At 63.1% G+C, this 12,750-nt stretch carries 12 protein-coding genes; 11 read left to right on the top strand and 1 reads right to left on the bottom strand.

Going from position 1 to position 12,750, the window contains the following annotated elements; all coding sequences use genetic code 11:
• The first annotated feature begins 36 nt into the window (after positions 1-36).
• The 10 genes from bamA to KYT87_RS11595 all read left to right on the top strand — a co-directional run bounded on the left by bamA (position 37) and on the right by KYT87_RS11595 (position 9,269).
• On the top strand, positions 37-2,370 hold the full coding sequence (gene bamA / locus KYT87_RS11550) for an outer membrane protein assembly factor BamA (protein ID WP_046807181.1): 2,334 nt from the start codon (positions 37-39) through the stop codon (positions 2,368-2,370).
• A 109-nt stretch (positions 2,371-2,479) separates the two neighbouring features.
• Positions 2,480-3,040, top strand: coding sequence for an OmpH family outer membrane protein (locus tag KYT87_RS11555; RefSeq protein ID WP_046807180.1), 561 nt, complete (start codon positions 2,480-2,482; stop codon positions 3,038-3,040).
• Positions 3,041-3,057: 17 nt separating this feature from the next.
• Entirely contained in the window at positions 3,058-4,155 is a 1,098-nt protein-coding gene (gene lpxD, locus KYT87_RS11560; RefSeq protein WP_219992272.1) for a UDP-3-O-(3-hydroxymyristoyl)glucosamine N-acyltransferase, read from the top strand.
• Positions 4,156-4,222: 67 nt separating this feature from the next.
• Complete coding sequence (gene fabZ / locus KYT87_RS11565) at positions 4,223-4,678, top strand: 3-hydroxyacyl-ACP dehydratase FabZ (protein WP_006219108.1); 456 nt, start codon at positions 4,223-4,225, stop codon at positions 4,676-4,678.
• Positions 4,679-5,473, top strand: a complete 795-nt coding sequence (lpxA, locus tag KYT87_RS11570; protein WP_219992273.1) for an acyl-ACP--UDP-N-acetylglucosamine O-acyltransferase — start codon at positions 4,679-4,681, stop codon at positions 5,471-5,473. It abuts the gene before it with no gap.
• Positions 5,470-6,666, top strand: coding sequence for a lipid-A-disaccharide synthase (lpxB, locus tag KYT87_RS11575; RefSeq protein WP_219992274.1), 1,197 nt, complete (start codon positions 5,470-5,472; stop codon positions 6,664-6,666). The genes lpxA and lpxB overlap by 4 nt, the downstream gene beginning before the upstream one ends.
• The gene (gene rnhB, locus KYT87_RS11580) at positions 6,653-7,261 is read left to right on the top strand and encodes a ribonuclease HII (RefSeq protein WP_370638760.1); all 609 of its coding nucleotides are present in this window, start codon (positions 6,653-6,655) and stop codon (positions 7,259-7,261) included. Before lpxB ends, rnhB begins: the two co-directional genes overlap by 14 nt.
• Positions 7,258-8,046: an RNA methyltransferase gene (locus tag KYT87_RS11585; RefSeq protein ID WP_219992275.1), complete on the top strand. Its 789-nt coding sequence runs from the start codon at positions 7,258-7,260 to the stop codon at positions 8,044-8,046. Before rnhB ends, KYT87_RS11585 begins: the two co-directional genes overlap by 4 nt.
• A 351-nt stretch (positions 8,047-8,397) precedes the next feature.
• Entirely contained in the window at positions 8,398-8,802 is a 405-nt protein-coding gene (locus KYT87_RS11590; RefSeq protein ID WP_240434083.1) for a hypothetical protein, read from the top strand.
• Complete coding sequence (locus tag KYT87_RS11595) at positions 8,799-9,269, top strand: DUF2846 domain-containing protein (protein WP_046807174.1); 471 nt, start codon at positions 8,799-8,801, stop codon at positions 9,267-9,269. Before KYT87_RS11590 ends, KYT87_RS11595 begins: the two co-directional genes overlap by 4 nt.
• A gap of 60 nt (positions 9,270-9,329) precedes the next feature.
• Here KYT87_RS11595 and KYT87_RS11600 read toward each other — a convergent pair whose 3' ends face one another.
• Positions 9,330-10,157, bottom strand: a complete 828-nt coding sequence (locus KYT87_RS11600; RefSeq protein WP_046807173.1) for a pyruvate, water dikinase regulatory protein — start codon at positions 10,155-10,157, stop codon at positions 9,330-9,332.
• Positions 10,158-10,338: 181 nt separating this feature from the next.
• On the opposite strand from KYT87_RS11600, the gene ppsA reads away from it, so the two are divergent.
• Positions 10,339-12,705 (top strand): phosphoenolpyruvate synthase, encoded by a 2,367-nt coding sequence (gene ppsA, locus KYT87_RS11605; RefSeq protein ID WP_046807172.1) that lies wholly within the window; start codon positions 10,339-10,341, stop codon positions 12,703-12,705.
• The last annotated feature ends 45 nt before the right edge of the window (positions 12,706-12,750 follow it).

Genomic DNA, 12,750 nt, shown 5'->3' on the forward strand with positions numbered 1-12,750 from the left:
ATCCCCCGCCATTTGCACGACCGAGGATACTCAAGGATGTCTTTTCGCCGGATGTTTCATCACAAAAAGGGTGTACTGCCGGGTCTCATCGCCGCATTAATGCTGCCGGCCATGGCCCAAGCCTTCGACCCTTTTGTCGTGCGGGATATCCGCGTAGAGGGTATTCAACGGACTGACGCCGGCACCGTCTTCGGTTATCTCCCCGTCAAGGTGGGCGAGAAATTCACCGAAGAAGAGGCCACCGAAGCCATCCGTCGCCTGTACGGCACGGGCTTTTTCACCGACGTGCAAATCCAGACGGACAACAACGTCGTGGTGGTCGTCGTGCAAGAGCGCCCGACCATCGCCTCCGTCAACTTCAACGGCATGCGCGAATTCGACTCCAAGGCGATCACCACGTCGCTGGGGCAGGTCGGTTTCGCCGAAGGCCGCATTTTCGACCGCTCGATGCTCGAGCGCGCGGAATACGAACTGAAGCAGCAATACCTGTCCAAGGGCAAGTACGGCGTCGAAGTCACCTCTACCGTGACCCCGCTGCCGCGCAACCGCGTGGGCGTGAGCTTCGACGTGTTTGAAGGGTCGGTTGCCCGCATCCAGGAAATCCGCTTCGTCGGCAACAAGGCCTTCTCGGAAAGCGACCTGCTTGACGAGTTCAAGCTGACGACGCCGGGCTGGTTGACCTGGTACACCGATACCGACAAATATTCCCGCGAAAAGCTGGAAGGCGACCTTGAGCGCCTGCGTTCGTTCTACCTGGACCAGGGTTACCTGGAGTTCACGGTCGAGCCCCCGCAGGTCACCATTTCGCCTGACCGCAAAGACATCCGCATTACGATTACCGTTCACGAAGGCGAGCCCTACAAGGTGCGCAGCGTGAAGCTGGCCGGCAACCTGCTGGGCCTGGATAAGGAAATCAACGCCCTGGTGCAGACCAAGCCCAACGAGACGTTCTCGGCCGCCAAGGCCAACGACTCGGCCAAGGCCATTACCGACTACCTGGGCGAATTGGGCTACGCGTTCGCCAACGTTAACCCGAACCCGCAACTGGACCGCGCCAAGCACGAAGCCGACCTGACGTTCTACGTCGACCCGAGCCGCCGTGTGTACGTGCGCCGCATCCAGATCGGTGGCAACACCCGCACGCGCGACGAAGTCGTGCGCCGCGAAATGCGCCAGCAGGAAGCTGCCTGGTACGACGCCAAGGACATCAAGACGTCCCGCGACCGCGTCGACCGCCTGGGTTACTTCAGCGACGTCAACGTCAAGACCGATCCCGTCCCCGGTTCGCCCGACCAGGTCGATGTGAACGTGGACGTGAAAGAAAAGCCCACCGGCATGATCAACCTGGGCGTGGGCTACGGCTCGTCCGAAAAGGCGATTCTGTCGGCCGGTATCAGCGAAGACAACGTTTTCGGCAGCGGCACCAACCTGACGCTGCAATTGAACACCAGCAAGACGAACCGCGCGGTCGTGCTGTCGCACACCGACCCGTACTGGACCAAGGAAGGCATCAGCCGCACGACGTCCGCGTACTACCGCGTGACCGAGCCCTGGAACAACAACGACGGCGACTACCGCGTCAAGGCGCTCGGCCTGGGCATGAACTTCGGCATTCCGATTTCGGAATACGACCGGATCTTCCTGGGTGCCAACTACGAACACAACCAGATCGACCTGTTCACGAACTCGCCGCAGGCCTACCGCGACTTCGTAAGTCAGTACGGCGATTCGACGAACGCGGTCATCTTCAGCACCGGCTGGTCCAAGGACACGCGTGACAGCGCGCTGGCGCCGACCAAGGGTTCGTACACGCGCCTGAAGGCCGACGTATCCACCGTCGACCTGCAATACACGATGTTGACCGGCCAACAGCAGTACTTCGTGCCGCTGGGTGGCTCGTACACGCTGGCCTTGAACGGCATGGTCGATTGGGGCAACAGCTACGGCAGCAAGAATTACCCCGTCATCAAGAACGTGTATGCCGGCGGTATCGGCACCGTTCGCGGGTATGAAGGGTCGTCGCTGGGTCCGCGCGATACGCTGACCGGCGATTACCTGGGCGGTACGCGTCGTGTCGTGGCCAACGCGCAGTTGTATCTGCCGTTCCCGGGCGCCACCAAGGACCGCACGCTGCGTTGGTTCATCTTCAGCGATGCAGGCCAGGTCGCTGCCGGCAGTGGTCTGAGCTGCACCCGTGGCCGCAACAACACCGAGGTCGAGGATCCTTGCGGCTGGCGTTTCTCGGCGGGTGTCGGCCTGTCGTGGCAGTCGCCGATGGGACCGTTGCAGCTGTCTTACGCGCGTCCGCTGAACTCCAAGCAGGGTGACGACAAGCAAAGCTTCCAGTTCCAGATCGGTACCGGTTTCTAAGCGCGCCGTTACGCTTGAAAACAAGGGAGGGGCCCCATGGCCCGGCTCCCTTGCTGTTTAGTGGCACAATACACACTTTGGCTTTGCCTTACTGGAAGGTGAGATTTTCATGATGTCTGATTTCGCACTTAAATCATCGAATACGCCGCGCGCCAAGCGCCGTGGCAAGCTGGGCGGCTCCATTGCCCTGGTGGGTGCTCTCATTCTCGGTTCGGCTGCTGCGATTCCCGCGCAGGCTCAAAACACCAAGATCGGCTTCGTCAACACCGAGCGGATCCTGCGTGAATCGGGCCCGGCCAAGACGGCGCAAAGCAAGATCGAAGCCGAATTCAAGAAGCGCGACGACGAGCTCCAGCGCCTGAACAACAGCCTGCGTTCGCAAGCCGAGAAGTTCGACAAGGACGCTCCGGTTCTGTCGGAATCCGACCGCGTCAAGCGCCAGCGCGAACTGTCCAACCTGGATACCGACCTGCAACGCAAGCGTCGTGAATTCCAGGAAGACTTCAACCGCCGCCGCAATGAAGAGTTCTCGGGCATCGTCACGAAGGCCAACGAGGCCATCAAGCGCATCGCCGAGCAAGAAAGCTACGACCTGATCATCCAGGACGCCGTGACGGTCAACCCGCGCATCGACATCACCGACAAGGTGATTCAGAGCCTGGGCAAGTAAGCAGCACCCGTCACACCATGCCGGTTTTACTGGATCTTGCTCGCGCGCCGACTCTTGAAGCACTGTTGAGCGCCGCCAATACCCAGGGTATGGACTGGCGCATCAGCGCGCCCCAGGGCGCAGAACCTTTCAAGGTCTGCGGTATCGGGACGCTGTCTTCGGCGGGTAGCCAGGAAATCACGTTCCTGGCCAACCCCCGCTACCAGAGCCAACTGACCACCACGCAAGCCGGGGCGGTCATCGTCTCGGCCGACGTGGCCGAGGCGCTGGAAGCCCAGGGCGCCGATCGGCCGCCCTTTGCGCTGGTCGTCTGCAAACATCCCTATCTGCTGTATGCCCGTGTGGCCCAATGGTTCGACGCGGCGCGTCGTCCTGCGTTGCCGGGTTCCACGCATCCGTCCGCCGTTGTTGCGCCCGACGCCGTCCTTGAAGAGGGCGTGCGTATCGGCCCCAATTGCGTGGTCGAGGCGGGCGCCCGCATCGGTCGCGACACGGTCCTGGGACCGGGCTGCGTGGTCGGAGCGGGCTCGTCCATTGGCGCGGGCAGCCGCCTGCACGCACATGTCACCCTTTACGAAGGCGTGAAAGTGGGCGAGCGGGCCATCATTCACAGCGGCGCCGTGCTGGGCGCCGACGGTTTCGGCTTTGCGCCGGACCCGACGCTGGGGCACGGCGCCTGGGGCAAGATTCCCCAGCTGGGCGGCGTGTCCGTGGGCAACGATGTCGAAATCGGGGCCAACACCACCGTCGACCGCGGCGCCTTGGACGACACCGTGGTGTCGGACGGCGTCAAGCTGGACAACCAGATCATGGTGGCGCACAACGTGCGCATCGGCGCGCATACCGCCGTGGCGGCGTGCGTCGGCATCGCCGGCTCCACCACCATTGGCGAACGCTGCACCATCGGCGGCGCCGCGATGCTGTCGGGCCATTTGACCCTGGGCGACGACGTGCACATCTCGGGTGGCACGGCGGTCACCTCCAGCATCACCAAGCCAGGCCGCTATACCGGGGTGTTCCCGTATGCCGAGCATGGCGACTGGCAGCGCAACGCCGCCGTGATACAACAGTTGGCGCAACTGCGCCGCCGCGTGCGCACGCTGGAAAAAGACTAGAGCGCGCAATTGCCGCCTGGGCGTGCACGCGCCAAAATTATTTCATCTCGCAGGAAAGCATAGAAAAATGGAACTCGACATCAAGGGGATCATGGAGAGGCTGCCGCATCGTTATCCGATGCTGCTGATTGATCGCGTCGTCGAAATGGTGCCCGGCAAGTCTATTGTCGCCATCAAGAATGTCTCGATCAATGAACCGTTTTTCAACGGTCACTTCCCCCACCATCCGGTGATGCCGGGCGTGCTCATCGTGGAAGCCATGGCGCAAGCTTCGGCACTGTTCTCGTTCACGGACGAAAACGGCGGCCTCAAATGCGATAGCTCCAAGACGGCCTACTATCTGGTCGGCGTCGACGGCGCGCGCTTCCGCCGCCCCGTCGTGCCGGGTGATCAACTGCGCATCGAAGTCGAAGCCGAACGTCTGAGCCGCAGCATCTGTAAGTACGCCGCGCGCGCGACGGTCGACGGACAAGAAGTGGCGTCCGCCAAGCTGATGTGCGCGATTCGCAGCCTGGAAGAGTAAATGGCAGGAAACATCCATCCCACCGCAGTCGTTGATCCGGCGGCAAAAATTGACCCGAGCGCCGTAATCGGCCCGTTCGCAATGGTGGGGCCAGACGTCACCATCGGAGCAGGGACCGAAATCGGCCCCTACTGCATGGTTGACGGCGTCACGACCATCGGGCGCGACAACCGTTTTTACCGCTACTGCTCGATCGGCGGCATGCCGCAAGACAAGAAGTACGCCGGTGAAAAGACGCGCCTGACGATCGGCGACCGCAATACCGTGCGCGAATTTGTCACGCTGAACACGGGCACCGTCCAAGATGGCGGCGAAACGACGCTGGGCAGTGACAACTGGATCATGGCGTATGTGCACGTGGCGCATGACTGCCACGTTGGCAGCCACACCATTCTGGCCAACTCGGTGCAACTGGGCGGCCACGTGCATGTGGGCGACTGGGCCATCATCGGCGGCCTGACCGGCGTGCACCAGTTTGCACGCGTGGGCGCGCACACCATGACGGGCGGCAACAGCTCGTTGATGCAGGATACGCCGCCGTTCGTGCTGGCGGCGGGCAACCCGTGCCGGCCGGTGGGCATCAACGTCGAAGGCCTGAAGCGTCGCGGTTTTACCCCCGTGATGATTTCGGCCTTGCGCGAAGCCTACAAGATCATCTACCGCCGTGGTTTGCCGCTGGACGCCGCGCGCGCTGAATTGCACAAGCGCCAACAAGAAATTCCCGAAGCGGCCGAGCATCTGCAAACGCTGCTGGATTTCCTGGACGTCGCCTCGCGCGGCATCATTCGCCCATGAACACTCGGATCGGCATGGTGGCCGGCGAGCCCTCGGGCGACTTGCTGGCCGGTCGGATCATTGCCGGTCTGCAAGCCCGCGATGCCAGCGTGCGGTGCGAAGGCATCGGCGGCCCGCAAATGCAGGCCCGCGAATTTGACGCCTGGCATCCCATGCACGCGCTGACCGTGTTCGGCTACGTCGATGCGCTCAAGCGCCTGCCCAGCTTGCTGAGCACCTATCGCGACGTCAAGCGCCGCTGGCTGGCCGAGCCGCCCAAGGTCTTCGTGGGCATCGATGCCCCCGACTTCAACCTGCGGCTGGAACACCAGCTACGCCTGGCCGGTACCCCCACGGTACATTTCGTCGGCCCGTCCATCTGGGCGTGGCGCTACGAACGCATTCATAAGATCCGTGAATCCGTGTCGCACATGCTGGTGCTTTTCCCGTTCGAGGAAGAGATCTACCGCAAGGAAAACATTCCGGTCACCTACGTGGGCCACCCGCTTGCCGGCGCCATCCCGATGCAGCCGGACCGCGCCGCCGCGCGCGCAAGCCTGGGCATCGACCCGAACGCGCGCGTGCTGGCGATTTTGCCCGGTAGCCGTTCGTCCGAAATCCGCCTGTTGGCGCCGCGCTTTTTGCAGGCTGCCCAGCTGTTGATGAAGAAAGATCCCGCCCTGCAGTGCGTCGTGCCGATGGTTAACGACCAGCGCCGCGCCGAATTCCAGGCGATTCTGGCTCAGCACCCGGTGCCCGGCCTGCGCTGCATCACCGCCGACGACCTGCATGGCGCCGGCGGCGATCGCAAGGCGCCCGTGGCCTGGTCCGTGATGGAAGCGGCCAACGCGGTGTTGGTGGCCAGCGGCACGGCCACGTTGGAAACGGCGCTGTACAAGCGCCCCATGGTGATTTCGTACGTGTTGTCGCCCTGGATGCGCCGCATCATGACGTGGAAGTCGGGGCAGCAGCGGCCTTACTTGCCGTGGGTGGGCCTGCCCAATGTGCTGTTGCGCGATTTCGCGGTGCCTGAATTGCTGCAAGACGACGCAACGCCCGAAAAGCTGGCCGAGGCGACCTGGGCGTCCTTGACCGACGATGCGCTGATCGCCCGCGTCGAGGCCCGCTTTACCGCCATGCACCAGGAATTGCTGCGCGACACGCCGGCCCTGGCAGCCCAGGCGATTCTGGAGGTGGCGGGTGGAGCAGCCTGAATTGTTCGCGGCCCCCGTGCAACCCACCATGGTTACGGCGGGCGTGGACGAGGCGGGCCGTGGCCCGCTTGCCGGCGCGGTCTATGCCGCGGCGGTGATCCTGAACCCGGCGCGGCCCATCGATGGGCTGGCCGATTCCAAGGTGCTTAAAGCCGCCACCCGCGAGGCGCTGGCGCTTGAGATCCAGGAATACGCCCTGGCCTGGTGCGTTGCCAGTGCCAGCGTGCAGGAAATCGATACCCTGAACATCCTGCGGGCCACGATGCTGGCCATGCAACGGGCGGTGCAGGGCTTGTCCTTACCCGCGCAACTGGCTTTGGTGGACGGCAACCAGGCGCCCAAGCTCGGTTGCACCGTGCAGACGGTCATCAAGGGCGATGCGCTGGTGCCGGCAATTTCCGCTGCCTCCATCCTGGCCAAGACCGCGCGCGATGCCGATCTGGTGCGCCTGCACAGCCTGTATCCGCAATACGCCTTTGACCAGCACAAGGGCTACGGCACCGCGCTGCACCTGCAAATGCTGCGCGAACACGGCCCTTGCGCGGAACACCGCCGCAGCTTCGCTCCGATCAAGGCGTTTGGCCTGGCGTCATGAAGCACATCAGTTCCCGCGACAATCCGGCGGTCAAGGCCTTGGCCAAACTGGCCGGCACGGCCGGCAAGCGCGGCGCGCCCGTATTGCTGGACGGCGTGCACCTGTGCCAGGCCTGGTTGCAGCACCACGGTGCGCCGGACCAGGCCATCTTCGATGTGGACCGCCTGGCACAACCCGATATCGCCGCGCTGGCAGCCGCGGCTCCCGACGCCCGCTGCCTGGCCCTGGACGCACGCCTGATGCAGTCGCTGGCCAGCGTGGAAAGCGGGCAGGGCGTGGCCTTTCTGGTCACTCCCACGCCGTTGGAATTGCCGGCCGACATCGACGAAAACTGCGTGCTGTTCGACCGTATCCAAGATCCCGGCAACGTCGGCACGCTGCTGCGCACCTGCGCGGCGGCGGGCGTGAAACGTGTGTTCCTGGCAACGGGTACCGCCGCCGCGTGGTCGCCCAAGGTCTTGCGCAGCGGCCAAGGCGCGCACTTCGCGCTGGCCATCCACGAACACGTTGACCTGCCCGCCTTGTTGCCCAGCCTGCGCGTGCCGCTGGTAGCGACCGCCCTGGACGGCGCACAGAACCTGTACGAAGGCGCGTTGCCGGCCCGGTGCGCCTGGGTCTTCGGGCACGAGGGTCAAGGCGTGGATCCCGCTTTGCTGGCCGCCGCCCGGCTCAAGGTCTGCATCCCCCACGACATGGCCGCCGTCGAGTCCCTGAACGTCGGCGCGGCTGCCGCGATCTGCCTGTTCGAGCAGCGGCGCCAAGCGCTTGCCCGCGCGGAATACTGACGAAGCCGTCATTTTTCGTCCTTTTTTTGAGCCGATTCGTTGATCCGGCCCCGCTTATACTCGCGCATTGCTTAAGACGCGGACCTGGCGCACATACGTCGCACCCACGGCACGCGGACGATCCAGCGGAGAATCCAGCGGACGAACAAACAGGCCCAAACATGAAGGTGATTTCAAGTCGCCTGCGCTATTGGACCGCAGGCCGGCACGACCGCCAGTCCGTGCGTTTTTGAAGCCGCACGTTTTGTAAAATCCGGTCGCACTCATATACTTCACGCTTTAAATTTCTGCGAGATGGCTATGGCGGCATCGCCGGTTCCGAAACTGAAGGCATGGATGGCGCGGGCGGGTGTGACACGTGTGGCACACGTCGGCCGGGCGCTGCTATTGGCTTCCACCTGCGCGCTTGCACTGAACGCGTGCATGTCGGTCAGCACGCAGAAAGTCGGCATGACGCCCGTGGCCTCTGCCGACCCGGTCCACACCATCCAGCTGTCGCGCGTCGTCATCGCGGCCTTGCCGAACGACAGCAGCGTGACCTTGCCCGCGGCGTCGCAGTGGCGCCGCGTCGGGGCGTTGCCGCAAGGCGACGTCTACCGTTCGATGGGCGGCTTGTTCACCATTCAGACCCGACGGCAGGGTGAGGCTTATCTGGTGGCGTCATCCGGCAAGCTGCTGGGTTTTTACCTGCCGGGCGAAAGCGCTTATATGGCGCTGTCTCGTCCCGTCACTTTGCCTGTGGAGATGCGTCAATGAAGTCGTGGATCAAGGGTGTGGCGGCAGTTGCCGTCGCCGTGTTGCTGGCCGGATGCGCGGGCCCGAAGTTTGATGCATTGCATGGGCGCTTGCCCCCGATCGCCGAAGGCAATGGGCGGATCTATTTCTATCAGCCGCAGCCCACCAACCTGGCGGCGGCGCAGCAGAAACTGCGCGTCAATGATGTTGTGGTCGGCCGCAACAAGCCGGGCAGCTTTTTCTTTGTTGACCGACCCGCCGGCAGCTATGTGGTCACCAACCTGCATTGGACGGGCGACGGCGTGAGCTTCATGCTGGACCCGGGGCAGACGCGTTATGTGCGCGTCATGGCCGAGGTGTACGGCGCCACCGGCGCCGTGGGCAAGTTGTCGATGCAACTGGTCGACCCGCCAGAACTCGCCGAAAACGAGATGCGTGGCCTGCGGTATTGGGGCGCGGCAAGTCCCGAGCGGATGCCGGGCTTCTGACCCACGCCCATCTTTTGAATAGGCCAAGCTTGGGCGCACCATTGGTGCGCCCAAGTTTTTTCAGCCCCGATCCAGGCCCACTTCCTGCAACACCGTCGTCGCGATTTCTTCAATCGATTTGGTGGTGCTGGACAGCCACGAAATGCCTTCACGGCGCATCATCCGTTCGGCTTCCGCCACTTCGTAGCGGCATTGTTCCAGCTGGGAATAGCGGCTGTTGGGGCGGCGTTCGTTGCGAACTTCCGCCAGGCGCTCGGGCTGGATCGACAGGCCGAACAGCTTGGCGCGGTGCGGGGCGATGGTCGAGGGCAGGGTGCCGCGTTCGAAATCGTCCGGCGTCAGCGGGAAGTTGGCGGCCTTGATGGCGTACTGCATCGCCAGGTACAGGCTGGTGGGGGTCTTGCCGCAGCGCGACACGCCCACCAGGATGACATCCGCCTGGTCTAGCTGGTTGACGAACTGGCCGTCGTCGTGGGCCAGGCTGAAGTTGATGGCGTCGATACGGTTGCGGTACTTCTCGGAATTGGCCTGCATGTGCGACCGACCGATCGAATGGCTGGACTTCAGGCCCAGCGCTTGCTCGATATGGCTGACGAAGGTGCCGAACAGGTCCATGAAGATGCCGTTCGCCTGGCGAACACGCGCCAGGATCTCGGGGTTGACCAAGGTGCTGAACACAATCGGGGGCACACCGGCTTCCAGGGCGCTGCGGTCGATGCGCATGGCGACCTCGGCGGCCTTTTCCAGGGTGTCGACGAACGGCAGCCGAATCGGCTTGAATTCCACCTCTTCGAACTGGGACAGCACCGACTGGCTGAAGGTCTCGGCGGTGATGCCGGTACTGTCGGAAACGATGTATACCGTGCGTGCGATCGGGGTAGATGTCATGTGTAAAAAATTCCAACCAGTCAGATAGCCCAGGGTACTCCACCGAGTACAATCAGGCCCCTATAAGTCACCCCAAGGGCGGTCCAAGGCCAGTTTGGTCAGCGTCTGAAAAAAGCAGTTTTTGTGCTTGTTTCGTGCTTTGACCTAACTCGCTTTCATTCCATTGTAAAAGGTGACTTCAATGTCGTATGTTGTTTTGTTCGAGCAGCTCCGCATGACGGACGTGGACTCGGTAGGAGGCAAGAACGCATCACTAGGCGAAATGATCAGCCAGCTGTCTGGCGCGGGCGTCCGCGTGCCGGGCGGCTTTGCCACGACCGCCGACGCCTTCCGTGATTTTCTGAAGGCCTCGGGCCTGGACAAGCGCATCGCTGAACGCCTGACCACGCTGAACCCCGAAGACGTGCGCGAGCTGGCCACCGCCGGCGCGCAGATCCGCCAATGGATCGTCGAAGCGCCGTTCTCGGCCGAATTCGAAGCACAAATCCGTGCAGCCTTTGCCAAGCTCGACGCTGACGGCAAGGGCTCGTTTGCCGTGCGCTCGTCCGCCACGGCGGAAGACCTGCCCGATGCGTCCTTCGCCGGCCAGCAGGAAACCTTCCTGAACGTTGTGGGCATCGACGACGTGCTGGACAAGATCCGCCACGTGTTCGCCTCGCTGTACAACGACCGCGCCATTTCGTACCGCGTGCACAAGGGCTACGCCCACGCCGATGTGGCGCTGTCGGCCGGCATCCAGCGCATGGTGCGTTCCGACAAGGGCAGTGCCGGCGTCATGTTCACCATCGACACCGAATCGGGCTTTGAAGACGTGGTGTTCATCACGTCGTCCTACGGCCTGGGCGAAACCGTCGTGCAAGGCGCCGTCAACCCCGACGAGTTCTACGTCTTCAAGCCCACGCTGGCCCAAGGCAAGTTCCCCATCGTCGGCCGCCGCATCGGTTCCAAGCTGATCAAGATGGAATTCGACCCCGAGCGTCCGGAAGGCCGCGCGGTGCGTACCGTTGACGTGCCCGTGTCCGAGCGCAACCGCTATTCGCTGACCGACGACGAAGTCAACGAACTGGCCCGCTACGCCGTCATCATCGAGCAACACTACAAGCGCCCGATGGACATCGAATGGGGCCGTGACGGCGTTGACGGCAAGATCTACATCCTGCAAGCGCGCCCGGAAACGGTGAAGTCGCAGCAGGGCGTGAACGACGTGCAGCAGCGTTACCGCCTGAAGGCCACCGGCCAGGTCCTGATTACCGGCCGCGCGATCGGCCAGAAGATCGGCGCCGGCCCCGTGCGCGTGGTGGGCGACATCTCCGACATGGACAAGGTCCAGCCGGGCGATGTGCTGGTCACCGACATGACCGATCCCAACTGGGAACCCGTGATGAAGCGCGCCTCGGCCATCGTCACGAACCGTGGCGGCCGTACCTGCCACGCGGCGATCATCGCGCGCGAACTGGGCATTCCGGCTGTGGTGGGTTGCGGCAACGCCACCGACCTGCTCAAGGAAGGCCAGGCCGTGACCGTGTCTTGCGCGGAAGGCGACGAAGGCCGCATCTATGACGGCCTGATCGAAACCGAAGTCGAAGAAGTGCGCCGTGGCGAAATGCCCGCCATCGATCTGAAGATCATGATGAACGTGGGCAACCCCCAGCTGGCGTTCGACTTTGCGCAAATTCCCAACGGCGGCGTCGGCCTGGCGCGTCTGGAATTCATCATCAACAACAACATCGGCATCCACCCGAAGGCAGTCCTGGACTACCCGAACGTGGACGGCGAACTGAAGAAGGCCGTTGAATCGGCTGCCCGTGGGCACGCCAGCCCGCGCGCGTTCTTCGTTGAAAAGATGGCCGAAGGCGTGGCCACGATTGCTGCCGCGTTCTACCCGAAGCCGGTCATCGTGCGCATGTCGGACTTCAAGTCCAACGAATACCGCAAGCTGGTGGGCGGTTCGCGCTACGAGCCCGAGGAAGAGAACCCCATGCTGGGCTTCCGTGGCGCTTCGCGCTACATCGCCGAGGACTTCGCCGAGTGCTTCCGCATGGAATGCGAAGCGCTCAAGAAGGTTCGCGACGACATGGGCCTGACCAACGTTGAAATCATGGTGCCGTTCGTGCGCACGCTGGGTCAGGCCGAAAAGGTCGTGAACCTGCTGGCCAAGCATGGCCTGGCTCGCGGTGAAAACGGCCTGAAGCTGATCATGATGTGCGAAGTGCCGTCCAACGCCATCTTGGCCGACGAATTCCTGCAATTCTTCGACGGCTTCTCGATCGGTTCCAACGACATGACCCAGCTCACGTTGGGCCTGGACCGCGACTCCGGCATGGAGCTCCTGGCTGCCGACTTCGACGAACGCGACGAAGCCGTGAAGTTCATGCTGCGCCGCGCGATCAAGGCTTGCCTGGCCGCCAACAAGTACGTGGGCATCTGCGGCCAAGGCCCCAGCGACCACCCCGACTTCGCGCAATGGCTCAAGGACGAAGGCATTCTGTCGATGTCGCTCAACCCGGATACGGTAGTCGACACCTGGCAGCGTCTGGCCAAGCAATAAGCGCCTGGCCCGTTCCAATAAAAAACCCCGCGTCCGATCAGGATG

Source organism: Achromobacter sp. ES-001 (assembly GCF_019448355.1).
Lineage (GTDB): Bacteria > Pseudomonadota > Gammaproteobacteria > Burkholderiales > Burkholderiaceae_B > Achromobacter > Achromobacter spanius_B.